Origin of the sequence: Clostridium sp. 001, from assembly GCF_019056555.1 — a bacterium.
Lineage (GTDB): Bacteria > Bacillota > Clostridia > Clostridiales > Clostridiaceae > Clostridium_B > Clostridium_B ragsdalei.
The window spans coordinates 3,813,090-3,838,417 of record NZ_CP020473.1; the positions used below are offsets into that span (position 1 = coordinate 3,813,090).

Genomic DNA, 25,328 nt, shown 5'->3' on the forward strand with positions numbered 1-25,328 from the left:
CATTGATATGAAAGCCATATGCTTGAATATTTTAAGGAGGTGATTATTAATGGCTGTAAAGATAAGATTGAGAAGAATGGGTGCTAAAAAAGCTCCATTTTATAGAATAGTTGTAGCAGATTCTAGATCTCCAAGAGATGGAAGATTTATAGAAGAAATAGGATACTATAATCCTACAACTGATCCAACCACTGTTAAATTTGATGAAGAAAAAGCTGTCAAATGGATAAAAAATGGTGCTCAACCAACTGATGTTATAAAAAAGCTTTTCGATAAAGCTGGGCTAAAAGATAAACTTGATAAGTAGTAACTGGGGGTGTATTGAGTGAAAGAGTTAGTGGAAATTATTGCTAAGTCATTAGTGGATAACCCAGATATGGTTCAAGTAAATGAAATTGCAGGTGAGCAATCTATAATTCTTGAATTAAAAGTTGCACCAGATGATATGGGAAAGGTAATAGGAAAACAGGGAAGAATAGCCAAGGCTATAAGAACTGTTGTAAAAGCAGCGGCTATAAAAGAGAATAAAAGAGTTGTTGTAGAGATAATATAAGAGTTAGATATTCTAACTCTTATATTTATATATATAATTTTAAAATTAGGCGAAGGGAGTGAAATTATCCTCTTTTAGAAATTAAGCTTAAAACCTTAATTTTTGATATTCGGGATATTGTTCTATGAAAGATTTTATAACTGTAGGACAGATAATAAATACTCATGGAATAAAGGGAGAGTTAAAGGTATATCCTTTAACTGATGATATTGAAAGATTTAGAAAATTAAAATCTGCATATATAGATGGTACACTAAAAAATATAGTAGAATGTAAACTCCAGTCAAATAAGGTTATACTTAAAATTGAGGGTATAGATTCTATAGAAGAAGCTATGGCTTATAAACAAAGATATATAGAAATTCCACGAAATGATGCAGTTAAATTGGAAGAAGGAACATATTTTATTACAGATATAGTAGGATGCAGTGTAGTGGATGAGGATGGAACTTTTTATGGCAAGGTTGGAGATGTGATTCATACCCATAGTAATGATGTTTACTGGATAAAGGGAGAAAATGAACTTTTAATTCCTGCTATAGAAAATGTTGTAGTTAGTATAGATGTAGAAAAAGAAAAGATAGTTATAAAGCCGGTGAAAACATGGATGTAAAAATAGATATATTGACACTTTTTCCTGAAATGTTTGACATATTTAACTATAGTATAATTGGAAGAGCAATTAGTAAAGATATTTTACAAATAAATACTTTTGATATAAGAGAATTTACTAGGGATAAGCATAGAAAAGTAGATGATTATCCCTATGGTGGAGGGGCAGGAATGGTAATGGCTGCCCAGCCAATTGTAGATTGTATAAGAAAAGTTAAATGTCAAAATGATGGAAAAGTGATTTATCTAGGACCTAGAGGAAAAACTTTTAACCAGTCTATGGCTAAAGAACTTTCAAAAGAGAGTGAAATGATATTTCTATGCGGACATTACGAGGGAATAGATGAAAGAGTTTATAAATATGTAGACACTGAAATATCTATAGGAGATTTCGTAATAACTGGCGGAGAAATGGCATGTATCCCAATTGTAGATAGTATATGTAGAATGATTCCTGGTGTACTTGCTAAAAGTGAAAGTTATATGGAAGAATCTTTTTATAATGGATCACTAGAATATCCACAGTATACTAGACCGGAATGTTTTGAGGGTGATAACGTACCAGAGGTTCTTTTATCTGGCCACCATGAGAATATAAAAAAATGGAGACGAATGAAATCGCTTGTAATAACTAAAAATAGGAGGCCAGATTTATTTGAAAAACTTAAATTATCCACAGAAGACAAAAAATTCATGGATTTATATGAAAAAAACATATAATGTAAATTTTTAATTATATATTGAATTTGATATGCAAATATGCTAGAATGTATTTTGTGTGCTATACAGACGTTCCTCTATTTGCTATAAGCTGGATAAGAACGTTGAATAATTATTAGGAGGTAATGCACAGTGTTAGATATAATAAAACAAATAGAAAGCGAACAGATAAGAACAGATCTTCCAAAATTCAATGTAGGTGATACAGTAAAAGTTCATGTAAAGATTAAGGAAGGAAATAGAGAAAGAGTACAGGTTTTCGAAGGTGTAGTTTTAAAAAGACAAAACGGTGGAATAAGAGAAACCTTTACTGTTAGAAGAGTTGCTTATGGTGTCGGTGTTGAAAGAACTTTTCCAGTAAATGCTCCTATAATAGATAAGATAGATGTAATTAGAAGAGGTAAAGTTAGAAGAGCTAAATTATACTATTTAAGAGATAGAGTAGGTAAAGCAGCTAAAGTTAAAGAGATATTAAAATAAGAAAAGGGGGCTTTATAAGTCCTTTTTTTGTATTTAAGGTGGCGAAAAGTTTTTATGAAGGAATTGCTAGATCTAGGTAAATCCATACTAGTAGCTATAATAGCAGCATTTTTAATTATAACTTTTGTATTTGAAACAGTAAGTGTAGATGGGCATTCTATGGATCCAACTTTAAATAATAAGGATAGATTAATTGTAGAAAAAGTTAGCTATTATTTTAGGGCTCCAAAGCCTGGTGATATAGTTGTAATAAAGTACCCTGCAAATCCTAAAGAAAAGTTTATTAAAAGAGTAGTTGCAGTAGGTGGAGACAAAGTTAAGATTGAAAATGGAAAACTTTATATAAATGATGTGGCTAAAGATGAACCTTATATATTAGAACCTATGGTTACAGGAGACTTTAATGAAGTTACTGTACCTAAAGATACGATATTCGTACTTGGAGATAATAGAAATAACAGCAGGGATAGTAGATTTTCTGATGTAGGCTTTGTAAGCTATAAACTAGTAGTGGGAAGAGCTGCTTTTAGAATATATCCATTTAACAGATTTGGAACGTTGAAGTCAGTCAATAAGTAGAAAGGAAGAAATTATATGGATATAAATTGGTTCCCAGGTCATATGGCCAAGACAAAAAGAGAGATGAAACAAAATCTTAAGTTGGTAGATGCAGTTATAGAGATGAGAGATGCTAGGATAATAAGGTCAAGCAAAAATCCAGAGGTAGATGATATTTGTGGATCAAAACCTAGAATAATACTTCTAAATAAGAATGATCTAAGTGAGGATAGTGTAACCAAAAAGTGGATTAAATATTTATCAAATAAAAACATCAAGGCTCTTGCTGTAAATTCAAATACAGGACAGGGTATTAAAGGTATAAAACCATTATTAAATGAACTCTTAAAAGAAAAGCATGATAGAATGAAAAATAAGGGCATTTCAGGTATAACTGATAGGGTAATGGTAGTAGGTATACCTAATGTAGGTAAATCTTCATTTATAAACAAAATGGCTAAAAATAGCATAGCAAAAACAGGAGATAAGCCGGGAGTCACAAGAAGCAAGCAGTGGATTAAAACTAAGATTGGAATAGAACTAATGGACACACCTGGAATATTGTGGCCTAAGCTGGAAAGCCAGGAAACCCAGCTCCATTTAGCCTTTACGGGAGCCATAAAGGATGAAATCATGGATATTGAGGAACTTGCATTAAGCCTTTTGAAGGACTTATGTGAAAGATATCCTAAAAGGCTAATGGATAGATATAAGTTATCTGAACTAAGTGAAGATCCTTTAGTAAATATGGATAATATAGCAAGAAAAAGAGGAGCTATAGTATCTGGAGGAAAAATAGATTACAATAGAGTTTCTGTTATAATTTTGGATGAATTTAGAGGAGGAAAGCTAGGACCTATCTCTCTTGAAGATCCATTAGATTTTAATTGAATTAAACTTCTGAAAGGTGTATTTTAAGCAATGGAAGATAGCGAAAGTGTAGATTTTGATATAAATAAAGAAAATTTTTCGTGGAATGAATTAGAAAATTTTAAATTTGACAAAATAAAGTATGCAATAAAAAATTTAGAAGAAGGCTATTTTGACTTAAATCAAGATGAAATCAAAAAAGTTATAGGAAATTTAAAGTTAGACAAAAGAAAAAATGTGAGGTCGTTGTCTTCAAGCTTTTACAAATTTATTTTAAATAAAAATTTAGAGATTTCCAGGGTAAGAAAAATGTATGAATTTGATAAGTCTTTTGGAAATCATATATATACAGCTGGTGTAGATGAAGTTGGAAGAGGACCTTTGGCAGGTCCAATAGCTGCTGGGGCAGTGATACTCAATTTGAATTATAGTGAAGATAGAGAATTGATTTTAGGCATAAAGGATTCTAAAAAGCTTACGCCAAAACGTAGATGCGAGCTTGCAAAAGCTATAAAAGAAAGGGCTCTTGCTTATAATATTGCAGTTATAAACAATATTGAAATAGATAAGAGGGGAATATCATGGTGTAATAATGAAGTGTTAAAAAGAGCAGTAGAAGGCCTCAAATTACCTGTAGCTATGGCATTATCTGATGGATATGCGGTAAAAAACTTGTCCACCAATAATGAGTTTGTAATAAAAGGTGATGCAAAGAGTGCCAGTATAGCTGCAGCTTCAATTATTGCCAAGGTATACAGGGATAGTCTCATGGAAGAATACTCTCATCTGTATACAAATTATAAGTTTGAGCAAAATTCTGGATATGGAACTAAAGATCATATAGAATCTATAAAAAAATATGGAATTTGTAAAATACATAGAGTAAGTTTTTTAAAAAACATATTGTAGATAAATTCATATTTCAAAGGCATCTTTAATTAGCCTTATAGATGAAATGCCGTCATGAGGGTTAACCATAACTTCTATTACATCAAACCTAAAATTGAATCTAAATAGCTTTTTTTGGGTTATATACATTTTAGCGGTATTGCATATTCTCATACGTTTGGTGTAATTTACGGCTTCACCAGGACTGCCATATAGAGTATTACAGCGTGTTTTCACTTCTATAAAGCAAATATAATTGCCGTCTTTTCCTATTATATCTATTTCACCAAGTTTACAATGAAAATTTCTTTCTAGCAGAGTATATCCAATTTGTTTGAGGTAAATTTCAGCTATATCCTCCCCTAGAGAACCTATATCTTTATTAAAAGAATGCATAAAAATCTCCTTTTATTTTTCAAATTATGAATACGATTACCATAGGCTAGATATACTTATTAAGCCTGTTTTTAAACTATGTACAACATCAGGTATATATATATTTATGAAAATCAATAAAAAGAATATAGAAAGTACGCTTCCAATACTTATGGTATCAGAATTTTTGTTTTGTATTCCAGTAAAAAATAATATGAAACTGAAAAACATACCAAGTATAACAAGTAAAAAGTACATACATATCACTCCTATTAAATTGATTTTATGTAAAAAAATAACTTAATTCTATTATACAATTTTTAAAACTTAAAATAAAGCTTTTACAGGAATTTTATGGAAATTACAAAAATTTCTCATCTAAAAATTTTCTATAGTGAAGAGCTTCTATTAGATGAGGTTCTTGTATTTTTTTGCTATTGTTTAAATCAGCTATAGTTCTGGCTACTTTTAATATTCTGCTATAAGCTCTGGTTGTTAAGTTGTACTTAACATAAATTGATTTTATAAGTAACAGAGATCGTTCATCTAGATAGCAGTATTTTCTTATTAATTTGCTGCTCATTTCTGAATTGTAGTGTATTCCTTCATTTTTAAATCTTTGTTTTTGAATTTTTCTTGCCTTTTCTACTCGGCTTTTTATATTTTTAGAAGGTTCACCTCTGGAGTAGTTTTCAATATCTTTGAAGTCTAGTGAATTTACGAAAGTAAATAAATCTATTCTATCTAGAATAGGGCCAGATAGTTTTGATATATATCTTTTCCTTTGAAATTCAGTACAATTGCACTCTTTTTTAGAGGCAAAATTTCCACAGGGACATGGATTAGTGGCTAATACAGTCATAAAATTACAGGGAAAAGTTACCCTACCATATGCTCTATTTATAGTTATCTTTTTTTCTTCTAAAGGCTGCCTTAAAGTTTCAAGGACATTTTTCCTAAATTCCAAAATTTCATCTAAAAAAAGCACTCCATTATGGGCTAAAGATATTTCACCAGGCATTAAATTTTTTCCACCTCCTATTAGAGAAGCGGTTGTACTTGTATGGTGTGGATTTCTAAAGGGAGGCTTTGTTATTAGACCTTCATTTTTGTTTAAACTTCCAGTTACACTATATATTTTAGTTACTTCTAGGGCATCCTCATAACTCAGATTTGGTAGTATAGTTGGAATCCTCTTTGCCATCATAGTCTTACCAGATCCTGGAGGACCTATCATTAGTATATTATGATTTCCCGCAGCAGCAACTTCCAAAGCCCTTTTACAGCTTTCTTGTCCTAATATATCTGAGAAATCTAATGCATTTTTACTTTCAATATTTATTGTTTTATGGCTAAATGGTACCAAATCTCTATATTTTATAAAATATACAACTTCCTTTAAATTATTGAATGCATAGCAATTAATTTTATTTATGGCAGAGCATTCTTCTGCATTTCCTATAGGAACTATAAAATTCTTAATGTTGTTTTTCATACCTTCTATTGTTATAGGAAGGACACCTCTTACCTTGTTAAGTTCTCCAGATAAAGACAATTCACCCATAATTAAAAAGTTTCTGCAATCAGCAAAATTTATTTGATTTGTGGCCATTAATATACCAAGGGCTATAGGTAAGTCAAATAAAGATCCAACTTTTCGCATATCAGCAGGAGCTAAGTTTACTATTATTTTTTTTACAGGAAATTCAAAACCTGAATTTATGATAGAAGCTTTAACTCTCTCTTTAGATTCTTTTACAGAAGTATCCGCAAGGCCTACTATATTAAAGCAGGGAAGCCCTCTTTCTATATCTACTTCTACGGATACTATATTTCCTTCTACACCTAAAAATGAAGCTGTATTCAGTTTAACTGCCATAATTATTATCACCTCTACTTAATTCTTGACAATAAATTTGTATTTTAAACTTTTAAATATAGGTGAGAATAAATCAAATTATGAAGCTAATACTAATTTTGATTTGAATAAAATGTATGGATTATGAGCATAATTTTTACATAATTATAGATATGGGATGTGAATAATATATGAATATATATGATTTGTGGTTTGCTTGTGTTAAAATATCAAATAAGTTGAAAATTTCTATCTTAAAAAAATTTAAAAGTACAAGAGAAGTATATGTTCACAGTATTTACAACGATGGTTTTACATTTTTACGCAAAAGTTATCCTAAAATATACGATGAATTTAAAAAGGCTTGGAATGGCTATGAATTGCAGAATATGCTGCAATACTGCAGTACAAATGGAATTAATGCTATAAACTTTTGTGATAAAGTATATCCTGCGAGATTAAAAAATTATGAAGATTCTCCAGCAGTTCTATTTTATAAAGGGAATATAAAAAAACTCAACGATAATTTTAGTGTGTCTATTGTAGGTGCTAGGGATTGTAGCTTGTATGGTAAAAATTTAGCTACATTAATAAGTAGGGAAGTTGCTGTAAATAATATAAGTATAATAAGTGGTATGGCAAGAGGAGTTGATAGTTATGCACAGAGTGCAGCTGTTGAAAAAAATGGATATACCTGTGCTGTGCTTGGATCGGGGGTAGATGTTATATATCCCAGACAAAATAGAAAATTGTATGAAAGTATTCTGAAGGGAGGATGTGTGCTGTCAGAGTTCGTTCCTAAGACAAAACCTTATCCTTATAATTTTCCACTCAGGAATAGAATTATAAGTGGATTGAGTGATGTGGTAATTGTAATTGAAGCAGGGGATAAAAGCGGAACACTAATAACAGCAAGCTGTGCTTTGGAACAGGGCAAAGATGTTATGGCAGTACCAGGATCTATATTTTCTCCTAAGAGTAGAGGAACGAATAAACTTATAAAAGATGGAGCTTATGTATTTACATGTTTAGAGGACTTATTTGATATACTACCTGTAGAGTATATTAATAAAACCTGTGAAAAAAAGAATAAATTAAGCTGTAAAGAAGAAAAAATATGTAATGTAATAGGACATATTCCCATGCATATAGATGAAATAAGTAGAACAACTAATGTTGACATAAAACGATTATATGAGTTATTATTTGAATTGCAGTTAAAAGGTGAAATAATGTGTCTTGCAGGTAATTATTATGTAAAAGCTGAAGGCAGCGAGAGTATTACAAGATAGTACATATAATTTAATTAAAAATAATATTTAGTCAAGGGTTTAAATATGATGGCTAAAATCTAAGGGGGGTGTACACTCTGGGGTGAGATTAAATATACCAGAGTATATATAAATGGGACAAAAATTAGTTATAGTTGAATCACCAGCAAAGGCTAAAACCATAGGAAAATATTTAGGTAAAAATTATGTAGTCAAGGCTTCAATGGGCCATGTTAGGGATCTTCCCAAAAGTCAACTAGGAGTTGATATAGATAATGAATATACTCCTAAATATATAACTATAAGAGGAAAAGGTGAGCTTTTAGATAAGCTGAGAAAAGAAGCAAAAAAAAGTGAAAAAGTCTATTTGGCTACTGACCCTGATAGAGAAGGAGAAGCTATTTCCTGGCATCTATCTCATGCGTTAAAATTAGATGAAAATGAAAAATGTAGAATAGAATTTCACGAAATTACAAAAAATGCTGTAAAAAGTTCAATAAAATCTGCTAGATTAATAAATATAAATTTAGTTAATGCACAGCAGGCTAGGAGAGTACTTGACAGGTTAGTTGGATACAAGATAAGCCCTATACTTTGGAGAAAAATTAAATGGGGTCTAAGTGCAGGAAGAGTACAATCAGTGGCTCTCAAAATGATATGTGAGAGAGAAAAGAAAATAGTAGATTTTGTGCCACAAGAATACTGGACTATAGAATGTGAGCTCAATAAAGAAAATGAGAGTAAATGTTTTAATGTAAAGCTTACTACATTTAATAAGAAAAAAATTGAAATTGGTAGTAAAGATGAAGTGGATAAAATTATAGAAGAGTTAAAAGAAGGACAATTTATTGTAAAATCAATAAAAAATACTAATAAAAATAGGACTCCTCTTCCTCCATTTACTACAAGTACATTACAGCAAGATGCCTATAAAAAATTAAACTTTTCTACTAAACGAACTATGTCCATAGCCCAACAGATATATGAAGGAGTGGACATAAAAGGGTATGGAACTATAGGTCTTATCACATATATGAGAACTGATTCAGTTAGAATAGCACAAGAAGCTCAGGAAGCTTGTAGAGATTTTGTAGCAAATAAATTTGGAAGGGAGTATATTGAAGAAAAGCCTAGAAACTTTAAAAGTAAAAAAAATATACAGGATGCACATGAAGCTATAAGACCTACTAATGTAGAAATAACACCTGAAATGGCAAAGGAAAATTTAAAACCAGAACAGTATAAACTTTATAATTTAATATGGAATAGATTTGTAGCAAGCCAAATGTCATCTTGCCAGATCGATGTTAAATCTATAGACATAGTGAATAACAATTATGGATTAAAAGTCAGTGGATCACGAATAAAATTTGACGGATTTATGAAAGTCTACAAATATGCCACAGAAGAAGAAAAATCCGATATATCCCTCCCTAAGCTTGAAGAAGGAGAGAAATTATTAAGAAAGTCTATAGATGGAAAACAGCATTTTACACAACCTCCAGCTAGATTTTCTGAGGCATCTCTTGTAAAAACCTTAGAAGAAAATGGAATAGGCAGGCCTAGCACTTATGCTCCAATTTTATCAACTCTTTTGGATAGAAAATATATACAGAGGGAGAAGAAAACTTTAATTCCAACTGAATTAGGAGATATAGTTAATAATATAGTAAGTCAGTATTTTAAGCAGGTAGTAGATGTGGAATTTACTGCTGCAATGGAGTCTAAGTTGGATAGTGTTGAAGAAGGAAAAGATGATTGGAGAAAAGTAGTAGGTGAATTTTATGAACCTTTAAAAAAATCCATTGAGATAGCAGAAAAGGAAGTTGCTAGAATTACTATAGAGGATAAGGTTACAGATATAAAGTGCGATAAATGTGGTAGAAATATGGTTATAAAGCATGGAAGATTTGGAGATTTTCTGGCATGCCCAGGATATCCGGAATGTAAGAATACAAAACCAATAGTGGAAGAGTTGGATGTAGAATGTCCTAAATGTCAGGGAAAAGTTTTGGTAAAAAGAAGTAGAAAGGGCAGAAAATTTTATGGGTGCAGTAATTACCCTGACTGCGATTTTGTAAGTTGGTTTGAACCTACAAACGAAAAGTGTAAAGAATGTGGAAATTATATGGTAAAAAAGTACAATAAATCCAAAGGAAATTATTTGGAATGTTCCAATTCAGAATGTAAACACAGAGAATATAAAGCTGTGGAAGATGGAGATGAAAAAACAGCTAAGTAAAAGTTATATATTTTACATTTTAATAAACATTTAAAATAAAAACTAGTTAAAAGTATAATCTTCGAGTGTAGATAAAGGTAAAATCTAGTCGAATTAAAATGATTATATTGAATTAGAATCATTATTATGTTATCATAATTAGTGGATAAAGAATAATTCTAAATATTTCAAAAAGTCTAAATTATTAATAATGTAATTAAAGAAAATTTTTTATACGGATATTTGCAAAAGATATATCTTTTTTATTAATAGGTAGGAATGTATATGCAATGTTTATGTGTAAGAGATAATGCAGCGGTAACAAGGAGGGTTATAAATGTCAACACTATTAGACAAAACAAGAAAATTAAACAAGATATTACAGAAATCAGGAACAGAACCAGTAGCTTTTGAAGATATATGTAAATTGTTAAGTGAAGTTTTGGAATGTAACGTTTACATTATAAGCAGGAGAGGGAAAATATTAGGATATAATTTCCCAGATGGTTTTGAATGTTATATGGTTAAGGAGAAAGTAATAAATGAAATGAAATTTCCTGAGCAGTATAACAATAAGCTTTTAAATGTACATGAGACTTTGGCCAATTTAAGTAATAATGGGATTTGTGTTTTTGAAGATGGAACTTCCTGTGATATAGATAATAAGCTTACAACTATAGTTCCTATAGTAGGTAATAGAGAAAGATTAGGAACCTTATTATTGGCAAGTTTTGGAGAAAAATTTACAGATGATGATTTAGTATTAGGGGAATATAGTGCAACTATAATTGGACTTGAGATATTAAGATCTAAAAATGAAGAAATAGAAGAGGAAGCTAGGAAAAAAGCAGTAGTTCAATTAGCTATTGGAACTTTGTCGTACTCAGAATTAGAAGCAGTGGAACATATATTTAGTGAGTTAGATGGAAATGAAGGATTACTTGTAGCATCAAAAATAGCTGACAAAGTGGGAATAACTAGGTCTGTTATTGTAAATGCACTTAGAAAATTTGAAAGTGCAGGAGTTATAGAATCTAGGTCACTTGGAATGAAGGGAACTCATATTAAGATATTAAATGAAAAATTAATGGATGAGTTGAAGAAGATCAAGTGATTCTTAGGTTCAGGTGGAATTTGCTTATAAGGAATACCTTTTCTCCATCTGAACATTAGAAGAACTTATCCAGGCGCGTAGCAGTGCTTATCCCACCACTTTGAAGAAAAGCAGATATCCCAAATTTTTGATTTGGTGATAGTCGCTTTCGCTGTGTGCGATGGGGGGTTGGCAATGGTAGCGATCGGATAAAATAAAAAATACTAATTTTTTATTGAATACATTTAAGCCTTGTGGTATACTACATAAGGTAATTAATACACACATTATCTAATTCACAAAAAGGTGCCAAAAGGTATTTTGTGAATATGAAGATGATGGAGGAAAAACCTAGGAGGGAAAAATTAATGTCAGTTATTTCAATGAAACAATTATTAGAAGCAGGTGTTCATTTTGGACATCAAACAAGAAGATGGAACCCTAAAATGGCTCCTTATATTTTTACAGAGAGAAATGGAATCTATATAATAGATTTGCAGAAAACAGTAAAAAAAGTAGAAGAAGCTTATAATTTTATAAGGGAAGTTGCAGCAGAAGGAAAAGATATATTATTTATTGGAACTAAAAAGCAAGCTCAGGAAGCTATTAGAGAAGAAGCAAAAAGAAGCAATATGCATTATGTAAACAACAGATGGCTTGGAGGTATGCTTACAAACTTTGCAACTATAAAGACAAGGATAGCTAAATTAGAAGAATTAGAGAAGATGGAAGAAGATGGAACATTTGAAGTTCTTCCTAAAAAAGAAGTTATAAAGTTAAATAATGAAAAAGAAAAGTTAGAGAAAAATTTAGGTGGAATAAAGACAATGAATGCTGAAAATGTAGGAGCACTTTTCATTGTTGATCCAAGAAAAGAAAAGAATGCTATATCTGAAGCTAAAATTTTAGGCATTCCAGTAGTAGCTATAGTTGATACAAATTGTGATCCTGATGAAATAGATTATGTTATACCTGGAAATGACGATGCAATAAGAGCTGTAAAATTAATTACGTCTAAAGTTGCAGATGCAGTAATGGAAGGAAGACAGGGAGAACAATTAGCTGAAGAAGAATAATATATGAAAATTAGAGAATGTTTATATATAGGTCGAATACAAGTAGGAGAGGAGCTGAAAAACCGTTGATTGGCAATTGCTTAAAAATTATGATTGCCATATAAGTAGGGTGTAATGCATCCGAATTTACGCTCTGGGAGTGTCAGACCAAAAGAAGACAAAGCTTCAGACACTGTGAGCAGAGAAGTAAGCTATAAGGTTTTATTGTATTTTTGAATAATCTATAGCTTTTAGATGACGGAATATAATTATGATAACTGCACAGATGGTAAAAGAACTTAGAGAAAGAACCGGAGCAGGAATGATGAACTGCAAAAAAGCTTTAAATGAAGCAAATGGTGATACTGAAAAAGCCATTGAAATATTAAGGGAAAAGGGTCTATCAGCTGCAGCTAAAAAATCTAGCAGAGTAGCTTCTGAAGGATTAGTTAAAACATATATTTCAGAGGATGGAAAAATTGCTTCAATAGTAGAAGTAAACTGTGAAACAGATTTTGTATCTGTAAATGAAGATTTTGTAGGTTTTGCAGATAATATAGCAAAACAGACAGCTTTAACAAGTGCAACTACTGTAGAAGAATTAGAAAAAGAAAAATATATAGCAGATGATACTAAGACTGTAAAAGATGCATTAGTAGACTTAATTGCAAAATTAGGTGAAAATATGACGCTTAGAAGATTTAAGAAGTTTTCTGTTTCAAAGGGTTTAATCGAAAGCTATATTCATGGTGGCGGAAGAATAGGAGTTTTGGTTAAACTTGAATGTGAAAATGAGAGTCCTGTTCTAAAGGAAGTGGCAAAAGATGTAGCTATGCAGGTAGCTGCTGCTAATCCACTATTCTTAGATAAGAATACAGTTGATAGTGATGCTTTAGAAAAAGAAAAGGAAATATATAAAGTTCAAGCTTTAAATGAAGGAAAACCAGAAAAAATCGTTGATAAGATAGTTATGGGAAAAGTTCAAAAATATTATAAAGAAAACTGCTTAGTAAATCAAGTATGGGTTAAGGATTCAGACTTTACTATCGATAAATACCTTAAGGATAAATCAAAGGAAGTTGGAGCTGAAATAAAGATTTCTGATTTTGTTAGATTTGAAAAAGGTGAAGGAATAGAGAAGAAAGAAGAAAACTTTGCCGAAGAGGTTCGTAAGCAGATGGAAGGTAAATAGTAACTGAAAAGAGAACACGCCGTGTTCTCTTTTTTTGGGGTATGAACTTTTTAAGTTTTATATTTCATTTTATCATAATTTGGAGGTATAATATAAATGGGTAATCTTAAATACAAAAGGGTAATGCTTAAACTTTCAGGGGAAGCTTTGGCAGGAGAAAAAGGATATGGGCTGGATTTTGATGTAGCAAAAAGTATAGCAATTGAAATAAAAGAACTCACATCTATGGGAATATCAGTAGGAGTAGTTGTAGGTGGCGGCAATATCTGGAGAGGAAGAAGCGGAGAAGGTATGGACAGAACCACTGCAGATTATATGGGAATGCTTGCTACATGTATAAATGCTCTGGCACTTCAGGATTCACTGGAAAATTTAGGCGTAAATACTAGGGTTCAGACAGCTATCGAGATGAGAGAAGTAGCAGAACCATTTATAAGAAGAAGGGCAATGCGGCATTTAGAAAAAAATAGAGTGGTTATATTTGCGGCGGGCACTGGAAATCCGTATTTTTCAACAGATACAACTGCAGCTCTTAGGGCAGCAGAAATAGAGGCAGATGTTATACTTTTGGCTAAAAAAGTAGATGGTGTATATGACAAAGACCCTCATAAGTATAAAGATGCTCAAAAATTTGATAAGTTAACTTATATTCAAGTATTGGATAAAGGACTTCAAGTTATGGATTCTACAGCTACATCACTTTGTATGGATAATGATATACCTATATTAGTATTTGGATTAGATAATCCAGAAAACATAAAAAAGATTGTTCTTGGAGAAAAAATTGGTACACTTGTTTGTAAAGAATAAAAATGAGGAGGTATTTTCTTATGATCAAGGATACTTTAAATAAAGCAGATGGAAAAATGGGTAAGACCATAGATGCTTTAAAAAGTGAATTAGCTTCTATGAAAGCAGGGAGGGCTAGTGCAGCACTTCTTGATAGAATAGAGGCAGAATACTATGGCTCAATGACTCCTATAAATCAATTGGGAAACATATCTATTCCAGAACCAAGGGTACTTTGTATACAACCTTGGGATAAAACGGCCTTAAAGGCAATAGAAAAGGCAATATTGAAATCTGACCTAGGTATAAATCCATCTAATGACGGAGAAGTTATCAGATTGGTTATACCTGAACTTACAGAAGAAACTAGAAAAGATATAGTAAAGAATGTAAAGAAAGCAGGGGAAGATTCAAAGGTTGCTGTAAGAGCAATAAGAAGAGAGTGTAATGATAATATTAAAGCTCTTAAAAAAGAAAATGATATTTCTGAAGATGAAATAAAAAAGGCTGAGGCAGATGTTCAGAAAAAAACTGATGATTTTATAAAAAAGATAGATGAAATAATTAGAAAGAAAGAAAATGAAATTATGTCATTATAAAGCAAGCAGTTATTGTATCAAAAATATATTTAGATTTTTAAAACCTGCGCAAATCCGCAGGTTTTTGTTAAATATGGTTTCACTAAAACTTTGTATTGTAAGAAATGAGGTGTACTATGGTAAAATTTTTTGGCTTAAATAAAAACAAAGACCAAGATGATAAAGAAGTACATATTGATTTAAACAATGTTCCAAAACATATAGCTATTATAATGGATGGAAATGGTAGATGGGCTAAAGAAAGAAACTTGCCTAGAGCTATGGGACATAAAGCAGGAGTAGAAGCTGTAAGAGAGATTGTAAAAGAGTGCAGTAAGTTAAATGTAAAATATTTAACGCTATATGTTTTTTCTACAGAAAATTGGAAAAGACCTAAGGATGAAGTAAGTGCTCTTATGAAACTTTTAGTTCAATATTTAAAAAAGGAATTAAATGAGTTAAATGAAAATAATGTTATTATAAACTATATTGGAGATATAAGTAAGCTGCCTGTGCCTTGTCAAGAGCAATTAATCATATCTCATAAGAAAACTAAAACTAATACCGGACTTGTTCTAAATTTGGCGGTAAATTATGGTGGAAGAAATGAAATTGTAAGGGCTTTTAAACTTATGTATGAAGATATAAAATCTAAAAAAATAAAAGAAGAAGATATAAATGAGGACACTATATCAAAGTATTTGTATACTAGAGGTATGCCAGATCCTGATATTATAATAAGGCCAAGTGGGGAACAGCGTTTAAGCAATTTTCTATTGTGGCAGTGTGCATACTCTGAATTTTGGACTTCCAACATAAAGTGGCCTGATTTTAAAAAAGAACATCTTTATAAAGCTATTTCTGATTATCAAAATAGAGATAGAAGATTTGGAGGATTAAAATAACTGTATATTGGGGATGTAAGTTAGTTTACTTAAAATCCCCATGGATACTTTATTCTATGGAGGTGGAGCTTTGAATAATAGATATTTGGGAGCATTTGCACTCATACCATTTATTTTAATATTATTCTTAGGTGGAATTTATTTAAAATATGGGATTATGATCATTTCACTTATGGGAATGTATGAATTTTATAAAGTAATAAAACAAAAAAATATAAATTCTATAAATATAGTAGGATATCTGCTTTGTATATCCTACTATGTAACCTTAAGAGTAGAGGTAAATTATAAATTTGTATTTTTTGCTATTATAGTGTCAATTTTTATGACGCTTTGTATTCCAGTTTTAGATGTGGAATATAATTTTTTAGATGTAGCAACTACGCTATTTGGTTTTCTGTATGTGGCAGTATTTTTTAGCACTATAGTTTTAGTAAATAGCAGTAGTTATGGTAACTATTTAGTGTGGATTATAGTTATATCTTCCTGGTGCTGTGATACAGCAGCTTATTATACGGGGAAATTTTTAGGTAAGAGAAAATTATGCCCTAAGGTTAGTCCTAAAAAGACTATTGAAGGTTCTATAGGTGGAATAATTGGTAGTGCAGTGGCTTGTGGAATCTTTGGATTTTTTTCAATTCAAAGGGGTGTTCCCATATCATTTTATCATTATATAGTAATGGGAATAATTTGTGGAGCATTTTGTCAGTTCGGGGATCTAGCAGCTTCTTCTATAAAGAGATATGTGGGAGTAAAGGATTATAGCAATCTCATACCAGGTCATGGTGGGATATTAGATAGATTTGACAGCATACTTTTTTCAGGAGTTATAGTTTATTACTATTTAACCTTTGTAGCTGTAATTTAAGCAGAGAACCCAAATCTTTGATTTGGAGTGAATCGCTTACTCATTCCACTGAAAGGAGAAGGAGTTACTAAAATTAGAACCCAAATCTTAACAAGTTAAGAATTAATAATTAAAAGTTAATAGTGAAGGATGATTTTTAGCTATCGCAAAAAATTCTTAAATTTATATAAATCAGCAATATTTCGTTTTAGCCAAACGAGTGATGAAAATCTACATTAATTATTAATTCTTCATTTTTAACTATTAATTAAAAAAGTTTTATATGTGCGAAAGTTGAGTTAATAATAGAGAAATATATTCTATAAAAGGGGTATATTTCTCTATTATTTTATTTCAAGTATTAGCTGTGAGTTTAATATAGATCATGTGCATGTTTATTTTATAGCATAAATATGGTATAGTTAATCATGTTAAAAATCTTATGTAATGTGGTATAAGGACTAGAGGGAAATAAGGAGTTGTTATGAATGAAAAGAATTTCAATAATTGGAGCCACAGGTTCTATAGGGACCCAAACTCTTGATGTACTTAGAAAACAAAAAGGAGATTTTCAGCTTATAGGCATATCTGCAAATAGTAGTATAGATAAACTTTTACATATAATAGATGAATTTAACCCCAAGTATGCGGTGCTAACCGAAAAAGAATCTTATTTAAAGCTTAAAGATATTTTTAGTAATAAAAAATCAAATACAAAAATATTATTTGGAGTAGATGGATTAAATACTATAGCTAGTCTTCCTGAAGTTGATATGGTGGTAACATCTGTAGTTGGAATGATAGGGCTTGTACCAACTATAAAAGCAATTAGGGCGAAGAAAGACATAGCCTTAGCTAATAAAGAGACATTAGTTGTAGGTGGAGAGCTGGTTACAAAATTATCACAGGAAAATAATGTCAAAATATTTCCCGTAGATTCAGAACATAGTGCTGTTTTTCAATGCCTTCAAGGAAATAATTTTGACGAAGTTGCTAATTTGATTTTAACTGCTTCAGGTGGACCTTTTAGAGGAAAAACAAAAGATCAACTCTCACAAGTAACTGTAAAAGAGGCGTTGAATCATCCAAATTGGAGTATGGGAAAAAAGCTCACGATAGATTCTGCTACTCTTATGAATAAGGGACTTGAGGTTATAGAAGCTCACTTCCTATTTAACTTACCTTATGAAAACATAAAAGTTGTAGTTCATCCACAAAGTATAGTACATTCTATGGTGGAATATAGGGATGGAAGTGTTATGGCACAGCTTGCCACTGCAGATATGAGGTTGCCTATACAATATGCACTGAATTATCCGAAAAGAAAGGAAGCTGTAATAGATAAATTGGACTTCTATAGTGTAGGAAATTTAAGTTTTGAAAAGCCTGATACAGATACATTTAAACCACTTAAATTGGCTTACCAAGCAGGAAAAACAGGAGGTACAATGCCAGCTATATTAAATTGTGCCAATGAGGAAGCAGTAAGTTTATTCCTTGCAAATAAAATAAATTTTTTGGATATAGGTAATATATTAGAAGAATGTATGAATAAATTTACTTCACAAAATAAATACACTTTGGAAGATTTACTTAACGTAGAAATAAAAGTTAAGAAATATGTAAAAGATAAATTTATCAAATAAGATTGGGAGGAATACCATTTGTATATAATAGCAGCGATAATAGCCTTTGGCGTATTGATTATAATTCATGAACTGGGACATTTTACTATGGCAAAATTAAATGGGGTAAAAGTTGAAGAATTTTCTATAGGAATGGGGCCTAAACTCTTTGGAATAAAGGGCAAGGAGACGGAATATCATATAAGACTTCTTCCAATTGGTGGATATGTGAAAATGCTTGGTGATGAGGGAGAAAGTGATGATCCTATGGCATTTAATAATAAAAGCCCTCTTAGAAAGCTAAGTGTAGTAATAGCTGGACCTATAATGAATTTTGTACTTGGAGTTATATTGTTTGCAATAATAGCTTCTGCAAGGGGGTATCTATCTCCTGTAGTAAATAAAGTAACCCCAAATCAACCTGCAGCTTTAGCAGGTATTAAATTGGGGGATAAAATAACCAGAGTGAATAATTCAAAGATATCTACCTGGGAGGATTTTGTAACAGAAGTTTATACTACAAGTGGAAATCCAATTAATATAACTTATGAACGTAGTGGAAGTACAAATCAAGTTAGAGTAACTCCTGTAAAAGATAAAAAAGAGAATAGATATATTGTAGGAATTGAAGCAACTCAAGTGACTAAACCTACTTTAGGGCAGTCAGTATCCTATGGGTTTATAGAAACTAAATCCTTAATCAAGCAGACATTTAGCTTTTTTAAAACACTATTTAGAGGAAAAGCATCTATGAATGATGTAGGGGGACCTGTTACTATAATAAAGATATCAGGTGCAGCAGCAAAAGCAGGTATATTGAGTTTGATGGCATTTTCAGCTTATATAAGTATACAGCTTGCTATATTTAACATAATACCTTTTCCAGCTTTGGACGGAGGATATATATTTTTATTTTTGTTTGAAATAATAACAGGTAAAAAGGTAGATGAAAACAGGGTCGGAATGATAAATTATGTTGGATTTGCAATACTTATGGCACTTATGGTACTAGTTACAGTAAAGGATATATTCTATCCTATAAAATTTTAAGTAATACTAAAAAATCAATTCACAATGTACTATGCACAATTTACAATTAAGCATGATTTTCTGTGGTAACAGAAAATCTAAAAATTTAATGTTCATACTACTTAGTTTTTAGATTTTTCATAGTATTAATGAAAAAACTACCGAAATTGTGAACTGTGAACTGTGAATTGTGAATTGTGAATTGTGAATTGAATAAATTGGTGGTGAAATTTTGAATAGAGCAAAAAAGAAAACAGTAAAAGTGGGCAATATATTTTTGGGTGGAGATTTTCCAGTAGCCGTACAGTCTATGACAAATACAGATACTAGGAATGTAGAAACCACTACAGCTCAGATATTTGAGCTAAAAGAAGCAGGTTGTGATATCGTCAGATGTGCAGTGCCTGACGATATAGCTTGCAGTTCCATGAAAAAAATCATAGAAAAAGTAGATATTCCACTTGTAGCAGATATACATTTTGATTATAAGCTGGCACTTAAATGTATAGAAAATGGAATATCTGCACTTAGAATAAATCCTGGAAATATTGGAAACATAGAAAGAGTACGAGAAGTGGCAAGAGCAGCAAAAGAAGCTAATATTCCAATTAGAATAGGGGTAAACTCTGGATCATTAAAAAAGGATATTTTAAATAAATATGGTAGAGTTTGTTCAGATGCACTAGTAGATAGTGCCTTAGAACATGTAAAAATATTAGAAAATGTAGGATTTTATGATATAGTCATATCCATAAAATCTTCAAATGTAAATCAAATGGTAGAAAGTTACAGAAAAATATCTCAAATTGTAGATTATCCACTTCACCTTGGAGTAACAGAAGCAGGAACTATTTGGCGCGGAACTATAAAATCGAGCATAGGCATAGGTACTCTTTTGATGGAAGGTATAGGAGACACTATAAGAGTATCCCTTACAGGAAATCCAGTGGAAGAAGTAAGAGTGGGAAAAGAAATATTAAAATCTTGTGGACTTATAAAAGAAGGTGTGGAATTTATATCATGTCCTACCTGTGGCAGAACTGAAATTGATTTAATTAAAATAGCTGAGCAAGTGGAAAAAAGACTTTTAAATATGCATAAAAACATAAAGGTTGCAGTTATGGGATGTGTAGTAAATGGACCAGGTGAGGCTAGGGAAGCGGATATTGGTATAGCAGGTGGAAAAGGTGAAGGCATTATATTTAAAAAAGGAAAAATAGTAAAAAAAGTAAGTGAGGAAAATTTAGTAGAATCACTTATAGAAGAGATAAAAAACATTTAAATTTTGCATGATTAATTCAAATTATTTACATTTTGGGTAACCTTGTGAATAATTTTTCTTGAAATAAGAATTACAGTGTGTTAAAATATAAATGGTAAATCTACAGAAGTTTATTTAGAATGTAGGAGTGGGTTTTAACCCGCTCTTTCTATTTGTGAAAAACGCAGCGAAAGTTGCGTTTTTAAATTTAATTAGCTATTTAACATTTTTTTTAGCAAGATTGTATAACATAAACGTATAACCTGTAAATAGAGGAGGATTTAAATGACAAAAAATACTTTTATGGAAAGAATGTCAGCATTAATACAGCCTATAGTTAATAATTTAAATTATGAATTATACTATTTAGAGTTTAAAAAAGAAGGTAACAATAATTATTTAAGAATATACATAGATAAAAGAGAAGGAAACATATCGTTAGAAGATTGTGAAAGTGTAAGTAGAGCAGTTAGTGATATGTTGGATAAAGAAGATCCTATAAAAGATCCTTATTACCTAGAAGTTTCATCGCCAGGTTTAGAGAGAAAGCTATATACGGAAGAACACTTAAAAAGATACATTGGATATAGCGTACAGGTTAATATATCAGGACTTTTAAAAGGAAAGAAAAAGTATGAGGGGGAACTTCTGGATTTTAATTCAGAGGAATTGAAGATAAAATGTGAAGAAGAAGATATCGCTATTCCAAGGGACAAAATTTTAAACGTAAATTTAAAAGGTGATTTTTAGGGGAGGTATATTTTAAAATGAATCAGGAGTTTATAGAGGCCTTAAAAGAAATAGTTAAGGAAAAGGGAATAAGTGAGGATTTACTATTTACTACCATAGAGGATGCATTAGTAGCTGCGTATAAAAAGAATTATATGGGGCATGGAGTAGGTAGCCAAAATGTTAAGGTTACTATGAATAGAGAAAATGGAGAAATTCATGTGTATTCACAAAAAAATGTAGTAGAGGAAGTTTGTGATAAATTCGGTGAGATAAGTGTAGAAGATGCTAAAGGCATGGATTCAAGTTATGAGGTAGGTGATATAGCAAACATAGAAGTTACACCTAGAAAATTTGGAAGGGTAGCTGCACAGGCTGCAAAACAAGTAGTTATACAGAGGATAAAAGAAGAAGAAAGAAGAATTATATACAGTGATTTTGCGGAAAAGGAAGACGATATAATAACAGGTACAGTCATAAGAAAAGATAAAAACAATGTACTTATAGACTTAGGAAAGACAGAAGCAGTACTTGGACCAAATGAACAGATACCGGGAGAAAAGTATAACTTCAATGACAAACTGAAATTATATATTATTGAGGTAAAGAATACTACAAAAGGAGCTCAAATTGTAATATCAAGAACTCATCCTGGACTTATAAAGAGATTGTTTGAACTAGAGGTACCTGAAATATTTGATGGAACGGTTGATATAAAGTCCATAGCAAGGGAAGCTGGCTCTAGAACAAAAATTGCAGTACACTCTAATGATGAAAATGTAGATCCTATGGGAGCTTGTGTAGGACCTAAAGGAGTAAGGGTTCAAAATATAGTAAACGAGCTAAAAAATGAAAAGATAGATATAATAAAATGGAGCAAACTTCCAGAAGAGTATATAGCTAATTCCCTAAGCCCTGCTAAGGTATTAGATGTGGATTTAAATGAAGACATTAAATTTGCACAAATTGTAGTAGATGACAATCAGTTATCTCTGGCTATAGGTAAAGAAGGTCAAAATGTAAGACTGGCAGCAAAACTTACAGGATGGAAAATAGACATAAAGAGCAAATCACAGGCTGAGACGCAAGATGAAGAAAATTAATTAAGGTGGTGTTTAGAATGAAGCAAAAAAAAGTACCACAGAGAATGTGTACAGGATGCATGGAAATGAAGCCCAAAAAAGAACTCATACGAATAGTAAAAAGCAAAGAGGGTGAAGTTTCTGTAGACCCTACAGGAAAGAAAAATGGTAGGGGAGCCTATGTATGCAAAAATGTGGAATGTTTGGAGAAAGCTTTTAAGAACAAAAGGCTCCAGAAAAATCTTGAAATTCAGATAGACGAAACCTTATACCAAAGTTTAAAGGAACAGATAGAAAATGGTAGATAAATTTCTTCAGTTTATGGGATTAATAAAGCGTGCAGGAAAACTTTTAGAAGGATATAATAAATGTGAAGAAGCAATTAGGAGGAATAGAGTGCATTTTGTGATAATGTCTCAAGATGTTTCTAAAAATACATGGGAAAAATTTTTAAACTACAATGATAAATATAAAGTACCAGTTGTAAAGACAATATATACTGGAGAAGAAATTGGAAATGCAATTGGATCAAGTGAAATAAAAGTTGTAGGGGTTACAGATAAAAACATGGGTAAGGCACTAATGAATTTATTGAAGAAAAATGAGAAACTTTAGTTTCGGGGGTGTATAATTTGTCAAAAATAAGAATATATGAATTAGCCAAAGAGTTAAATATATCCAGTAAAACATTAATATCCATACTTCTAGATGAGTTTGGAGTAAAAGTGAAAAACCATATGAGCGTAATAGAAGAGGAAGATGCAGAACTAATTAAAGAATTTATGGAAGAAAATGAAAGCAGCGAAGACGGAGAAGAGGGCATAGAGGATAAATACAAAAATTTAGTGCAGGAAAATTCTCCAAAAGTTAAAAAGAAAACTATAGGTGTTAAAAATAATACTAAGAGTAAAAACACTCAAGGAAAGAAAGAATCAAAGGATGGAGAGTTACAAGAAACTGAAAGAGCTGAAATAGAAATGGAAGACACTATAACTGTAAAAGAGTTTTCTGAAAAAATAGGTAAACCATCTACAGAAGTTATTAAACAACTTATATTTATGGGAGTAATGGCAGCTATAAATCAAGAAATAGATTTTAGTACAGCTGAAAAATTAGGAGAAAAATTTGATGTAACCGTACTTCGAAAAGAAGAAGACATTAATAAGGAAGCAGTGGAACAAGAAGATGCTGAGGATGATGATCCTAATTCAGAAAAAAGACCGCCAGTTATAACTGTTATGGGACACGTTGACCATGGTAAGACTTCTCTTTTAGATGCTATAAGGAAATCAAAAGTAACTGAGACAGAAGCTGGAGGTATAACCCAGCACATAGGTGCTTATACTGTTAATATAAATGGAGAAAAGATAACTTTCTTAGATACTCCAGGTCACGAAGCTTTTACTGCCATGAGAGCAAGAGGAGCTCAAATTACAGATATAGTTATTTTAGTTGTAGCTGCAGATGATGGAATAATGCCGCAAACTGCAGAAGCAATAAATCACTGTAAAGCTGCAAATGTACCTATAGTAGTAGCTATAAATAAAATAGATAGACCAGGAGCTAATGTAGATAAAGTTAAACAGGAATTATCCGATTATGGGCTAATACCAGAGGACTGGGGTGGAGATACTATATGTGTACCAGTGTCTGCTCATACTAAAGAAGGTATTGATAGTTTACTTGAAATGGTACTTTTAACTGCTGAAATGCAGGAAATTAAGGCAAATCCTCATAGAAATGCAAAGGGAACAGTAATAGAAGCAAAACTGGATAAGGGAAGAGGAGCAGTTGCTACACTTCTTGTTCAAAATGGAACTCTTCATGTTGGAGATTCTATAATAGTTGGAAGTACTTATGGTAGAATTAGAGCTATGTTTGATGATAAAGGAAAGAAAATTAAAATTGCAGGACCTTCTATACCAGTAGAGATACTTGGATTATCAGAAGTGCCTGCAGCAGGAGACAGATTTCATCAAGTTAAAGATGAAAAGACTGCAAGGGATATAGCAGCAAAGAGAAAACAAAAGGTAAGAGAGGAATATCTGCAGTCCGCTCATAAAGTTTCTCTGGAGGATCTTTACAATCAAATAAAAGAGGGAAAAGTAAAGGAACTTAACATAATAGTTAAGGCAGACGTACAGGGATCTATAGAGGCATTAAAACAATCTCTTCAAAAATTATCAAATGAAGAGGTTAAGGTAAGAGTACTTCATGGAGCAGTTGGTGCTATAACAGAAACAGACGTCACATTAGCATCTGCATCAAATGCTATAATAATAGGATTTAATGTTAGACCTGATAGCAATGCTCAGGCAGCGGCAGAAAAAGAATCAGTTGATATAAAAACTTATAGAGTTATATATAATGCAATAGAAGATATAAAGGCTGCTATGGTTGGTATGCTTGAACCTGATTATAAAGAAGTTGTGCTTGGAAAAGCTGAGATTAGGCAGACTTATAAAATATCCAATGTAGGAACTATTGCAGGATGTTATGTACAGGAAGGAAAGATAGTTAGAAACTCCCAGGTAAGGATAATAAGGGATGGTATAGTTATATTTGAGTCTGAGCTTGCTTCCCTAAAGAGATTTAAAGATGATGTAAAGGAAGTAGCAGAAGGATATGAATGCGGACTTTCTATTGATAAGTTCAATGATATAAAAGATGGAGACATAGTTGAAGCTTATACCATGGAGGAAATTAAGAAAAAAGAGTTATAAATAGTGAGGTGGTA

28 protein-coding genes are annotated in these 25,328 nt (G+C 31.4%); 25 read left to right on the forward strand and 3 right to left on the reverse strand.

What is annotated here, in order from left to right:
- Window positions 1-49 precede the first annotated feature (49 nt).
- The 8 genes from rpsP (at window position 50) to B5S50_RS17940 (ending at window position 4,702) form a co-directional block, all read left to right on the forward strand.
- Complete coding sequence (gene rpsP, locus B5S50_RS17905) at window positions 50-307, forward strand: 30S ribosomal protein S16 (RefSeq protein WP_065077451.1); 258 nt, start codon at window positions 50-52, stop codon at window positions 305-307.
- An 18-nt stretch (window positions 308-325) separates the two neighbouring features.
- A complete protein-coding gene (locus B5S50_RS17910; protein ID WP_013237955.1) occupies window positions 326-553 on the forward strand; it encodes a KH domain-containing protein in 228 nt (75 codons plus the stop codon).
- Window positions 554-677: 124 nt separating this feature from the next.
- Window positions 678-1,166 (forward strand): ribosome maturation factor RimM, encoded by a 489-nt coding sequence (gene rimM, locus B5S50_RS17915; protein ID WP_065077450.1) that lies wholly within the window; start codon window positions 678-680, stop codon window positions 1,164-1,166.
- Window positions 1,157-1,885, forward strand: coding sequence for a tRNA (guanosine(37)-N1)-methyltransferase TrmD (gene trmD, locus B5S50_RS17920; protein WP_065077449.1), 729 nt, complete (start codon window positions 1,157-1,159; stop codon window positions 1,883-1,885). The genes rimM and trmD overlap by 10 nt, the downstream gene beginning before the upstream one ends.
- A 132-nt stretch (window positions 1,886-2,017) precedes the next feature.
- Window positions 2,018-2,365, forward strand: a complete 348-nt coding sequence (rplS, locus tag B5S50_RS17925; RefSeq protein WP_065077448.1) for a 50S ribosomal protein L19 — start codon at window positions 2,018-2,020, stop codon at window positions 2,363-2,365.
- Between the two features lie 54 nt (window positions 2,366-2,419).
- Window positions 2,420-2,944, forward strand: coding sequence for a signal peptidase I (gene lepB / locus B5S50_RS17930; protein WP_065077447.1), 525 nt, complete (start codon window positions 2,420-2,422; stop codon window positions 2,942-2,944).
- Between the two features lie 15 nt (window positions 2,945-2,959).
- Entirely contained in the window at window positions 2,960-3,814 is an 855-nt protein-coding gene (gene ylqF, locus B5S50_RS17935; RefSeq protein ID WP_065077446.1) for a ribosome biogenesis GTPase YlqF, read from the forward strand.
- 30 nt (window positions 3,815-3,844) lie between these two features.
- The gene (locus tag B5S50_RS17940) at window positions 3,845-4,702 is read left to right on the forward strand and encodes a ribonuclease HII (RefSeq protein WP_065077445.1); all 858 of its coding nucleotides are present in this window, start codon (window positions 3,845-3,847) and stop codon (window positions 4,700-4,702) included.
- A 6-nt stretch (window positions 4,703-4,708) separates the two neighbouring features.
- On the opposite strand, the gene B5S50_RS17945 is transcribed toward B5S50_RS17940, so the two are convergent.
- From B5S50_RS17945 to B5S50_RS17955, 3 genes are all read right to left on the reverse strand, one after another.
- The gene (locus tag B5S50_RS17945; RefSeq protein WP_065077444.1) at window positions 4,709-5,077 is read right to left on the reverse strand and encodes a YraN family protein; all 369 of its coding nucleotides are present in this window, start codon (window positions 5,075-5,077) and stop codon (window positions 4,709-4,711) included.
- 36 nt (window positions 5,078-5,113) lie between these two features.
- On the reverse strand, window positions 5,114-5,314 hold the full coding sequence (locus tag B5S50_RS17950) for a hypothetical protein (protein WP_065077443.1): 201 nt from the start codon (window positions 5,312-5,314) through the stop codon (window positions 5,114-5,116).
- A gap of 103 nt (window positions 5,315-5,417) precedes the next feature.
- The gene (locus B5S50_RS17955) at window positions 5,418-6,935 is read right to left on the reverse strand and encodes a YifB family Mg chelatase-like AAA ATPase (RefSeq protein ID WP_065077442.1); all 1,518 of its coding nucleotides are present in this window, start codon (window positions 6,933-6,935) and stop codon (window positions 5,418-5,420) included.
- Window positions 6,936-7,105: 170 nt separating this feature from the next.
- On the opposite strand from B5S50_RS17955, the gene dprA reads away from it, so the two are divergent.
- From dprA to infB, 17 genes are all read left to right on the forward strand, one after another.
- A complete protein-coding gene (gene dprA, locus B5S50_RS17960; protein WP_065077441.1) occupies window positions 7,106-8,206 on the forward strand; it encodes a DNA-processing protein DprA in 1,101 nt (366 codons plus the stop codon).
- A gap of 112 nt (window positions 8,207-8,318) precedes the next feature.
- Window positions 8,319-10,427 (forward strand): type I DNA topoisomerase, encoded by a 2,109-nt coding sequence (gene topA, locus B5S50_RS17965; protein WP_065077440.1) that lies wholly within the window; start codon window positions 8,319-8,321, stop codon window positions 10,425-10,427.
- 316 nt (window positions 10,428-10,743) lie between these two features.
- On the forward strand, window positions 10,744-11,520 hold the full coding sequence (gene codY, locus B5S50_RS17970) for a GTP-sensing pleiotropic transcriptional regulator CodY (RefSeq protein ID WP_065077439.1): 777 nt from the start codon (window positions 10,744-10,746) through the stop codon (window positions 11,518-11,520).
- Between the two features lie 347 nt (window positions 11,521-11,867).
- A complete protein-coding gene (gene rpsB / locus B5S50_RS17975) occupies window positions 11,868-12,575 on the forward strand; it encodes a 30S ribosomal protein S2 (protein ID WP_065077438.1) in 708 nt (235 codons plus the stop codon).
- A gap of 250 nt (window positions 12,576-12,825) precedes the next feature.
- Window positions 12,826-13,746 (forward strand): translation elongation factor Ts, encoded by a 921-nt coding sequence (gene tsf / locus B5S50_RS17980; protein ID WP_217302460.1) that lies wholly within the window; start codon window positions 12,826-12,828, stop codon window positions 13,744-13,746.
- A 96-nt stretch (window positions 13,747-13,842) separates the two neighbouring features.
- Window positions 13,843-14,556, forward strand: a complete 714-nt coding sequence (gene pyrH, locus B5S50_RS17985; RefSeq protein ID WP_065077436.1) for a UMP kinase — start codon at window positions 13,843-13,845, stop codon at window positions 14,554-14,556.
- A 20-nt stretch (window positions 14,557-14,576) separates the two neighbouring features.
- Window positions 14,577-15,134, forward strand: a complete 558-nt coding sequence (gene frr, locus B5S50_RS17990; RefSeq protein WP_065077435.1) for a ribosome recycling factor — start codon at window positions 14,577-14,579, stop codon at window positions 15,132-15,134.
- Between the two features lie 116 nt (window positions 15,135-15,250).
- Entirely contained in the window at window positions 15,251-16,018 is a 768-nt protein-coding gene (locus tag B5S50_RS17995; protein WP_065077434.1) for an isoprenyl transferase, read from the forward strand.
- Window positions 16,019-16,088: 70 nt separating this feature from the next.
- Entirely contained in the window at window positions 16,089-16,886 is a 798-nt protein-coding gene (locus tag B5S50_RS18000) for a phosphatidate cytidylyltransferase (RefSeq protein ID WP_065077433.1), read from the forward strand.
- Between the two features lie 467 nt (window positions 16,887-17,353).
- Window positions 17,354-18,511: a 1-deoxy-D-xylulose-5-phosphate reductoisomerase gene (locus B5S50_RS18005; RefSeq protein ID WP_065077432.1), complete on the forward strand. Its 1,158-nt coding sequence runs from the start codon at window positions 17,354-17,356 to the stop codon at window positions 18,509-18,511.
- Window positions 18,512-18,529: 18 nt separating this feature from the next.
- Window positions 18,530-19,540: an RIP metalloprotease RseP gene (rseP, locus tag B5S50_RS18010; RefSeq protein ID WP_065077431.1), complete on the forward strand. Its 1,011-nt coding sequence runs from the start codon at window positions 18,530-18,532 to the stop codon at window positions 19,538-19,540.
- Window positions 19,541-19,751: 211 nt separating this feature from the next.
- Window positions 19,752-20,801 carry a flavodoxin-dependent (E)-4-hydroxy-3-methylbut-2-enyl-diphosphate synthase gene (ispG, locus tag B5S50_RS18015; RefSeq protein WP_065077430.1) on the forward strand — a complete coding sequence of 350 codons (1,050 nt, stop codon included), beginning with the start codon at window positions 19,752-19,754 and terminating at the stop codon, window positions 20,799-20,801.
- A 264-nt stretch (window positions 20,802-21,065) separates the two neighbouring features.
- Window positions 21,066-21,530: a ribosome maturation factor RimP gene (gene rimP / locus B5S50_RS18020; RefSeq protein WP_065077429.1), complete on the forward strand. Its 465-nt coding sequence runs from the start codon at window positions 21,066-21,068 to the stop codon at window positions 21,528-21,530.
- 17 nt (window positions 21,531-21,547) lie between these two features.
- The gene (gene nusA / locus B5S50_RS18025; protein ID WP_063557321.1) at window positions 21,548-22,612 is read left to right on the forward strand and encodes a transcription termination factor NusA; all 1,065 of its coding nucleotides are present in this window, start codon (window positions 21,548-21,550) and stop codon (window positions 22,610-22,612) included.
- A gap of 17 nt (window positions 22,613-22,629) precedes the next feature.
- Window positions 22,630-22,899, forward strand: a complete 270-nt coding sequence (locus B5S50_RS18030) for a YlxR family protein (RefSeq protein WP_013237978.1) — start codon at window positions 22,630-22,632, stop codon at window positions 22,897-22,899.
- Window positions 22,889-23,206 (forward strand): 50S ribosomal protein L7ae-like protein, encoded by a 318-nt coding sequence (locus B5S50_RS18035; RefSeq protein ID WP_063557323.1) that lies wholly within the window; start codon window positions 22,889-22,891, stop codon window positions 23,204-23,206. Before B5S50_RS18030 ends, B5S50_RS18035 begins: the two co-directional genes overlap by 11 nt.
- A 17-nt stretch (window positions 23,207-23,223) precedes the next feature.
- Window positions 23,224-25,314 (forward strand): translation initiation factor IF-2, encoded by a 2,091-nt coding sequence (gene infB / locus B5S50_RS18040; protein WP_217302461.1) that lies wholly within the window; start codon window positions 23,224-23,226, stop codon window positions 25,312-25,314.
- Window positions 25,315-25,328 lie beyond the last annotated feature (14 nt).

Coding starts and splice junctions, on each gene's coding strand:
- B5S50_RS18030 (WP_013237978.1), top strand. CDS start 22,630: ATGAAGCAAAAAAAAGTACCACAGAGAATGTGTACAGGATGCATGGAA.
- B5S50_RS17995 (WP_065077434.1), top strand. CDS start 15,251: ATGGTAAAATTTTTTGGCTTAAATAAAAACAAAGACCAAGATGATAAA.
- rpsP (WP_065077451.1), top strand. CDS start 50: ATGGCTGTAAAGATAAGATTGAGAAGAATGGGTGCTAAAAAAGCTCCA.
- trmD (WP_065077449.1), top strand. CDS start 1,157: ATGGATGTAAAAATAGATATATTGACACTTTTTCCTGAAATGTTTGAC.
- pyrH (WP_065077436.1), top strand. CDS start 13,843: ATGGGTAATCTTAAATACAAAAGGGTAATGCTTAAACTTTCAGGGGAA.
- topA (WP_065077440.1), top strand. CDS start 8,319: ATGGGACAAAAATTAGTTATAGTTGAATCACCAGCAAAGGCTAAAACC.
- B5S50_RS18035 (WP_063557323.1), top strand. CDS start 22,889: ATGGTAGATAAATTTCTTCAGTTTATGGGATTAATAAAGCGTGCAGGA.
- nusA (WP_063557321.1), top strand. CDS start 21,548: ATGAATCAGGAGTTTATAGAGGCCTTAAAAGAAATAGTTAAGGAAAAG.
- B5S50_RS17955 (WP_065077442.1), bottom strand. CDS start 6,935: ATGGCAGTTAAACTGAATACAGCTTCATTTTTAGGTGTAGAAGGAAAT.
- rpsB (WP_065077438.1), top strand. CDS start 11,868: ATGTCAGTTATTTCAATGAAACAATTATTAGAAGCAGGTGTTCATTTT.
- B5S50_RS17950 (WP_065077443.1), bottom strand. CDS start 5,314: ATGTACTTTTTACTTGTTATACTTGGTATGTTTTTCAGTTTCATATTA.
- tsf (WP_217302460.1), top strand. CDS start 12,826: ATGATAACTGCACAGATGGTAAAAGAACTTAGAGAAAGAACCGGAGCA.
- rimM (WP_065077450.1), top strand. CDS start 678: ATGAAAGATTTTATAACTGTAGGACAGATAATAAATACTCATGGAATA.
- rimP (WP_065077429.1), top strand. CDS start 21,066: ATGACAAAAAATACTTTTATGGAAAGAATGTCAGCATTAATACAGCCT.
- frr (WP_065077435.1), top strand. CDS start 14,577: ATGATCAAGGATACTTTAAATAAAGCAGATGGAAAAATGGGTAAGACC.
- dprA (WP_065077441.1), top strand. CDS start 7,106: ATGAATATATATGATTTGTGGTTTGCTTGTGTTAAAATATCAAATAAG.
- B5S50_RS18005 (WP_065077432.1), top strand. CDS start 17,354: ATGAAAAGAATTTCAATAATTGGAGCCACAGGTTCTATAGGGACCCAA.
- lepB (WP_065077447.1), top strand. CDS start 2,420: ATGAAGGAATTGCTAGATCTAGGTAAATCCATACTAGTAGCTATAATA.
- codY (WP_065077439.1), top strand. CDS start 10,744: ATGTCAACACTATTAGACAAAACAAGAAAATTAAACAAGATATTACAG.
- B5S50_RS17940 (WP_065077445.1), top strand. CDS start 3,845: ATGGAAGATAGCGAAAGTGTAGATTTTGATATAAATAAAGAAAATTTT.
- ylqF (WP_065077446.1), top strand. CDS start 2,960: ATGGATATAAATTGGTTCCCAGGTCATATGGCCAAGACAAAAAGAGAG.
- B5S50_RS17945 (WP_065077444.1), bottom strand. CDS start 5,077: ATGCATTCTTTTAATAAAGATATAGGTTCTCTAGGGGAGGATATAGCT.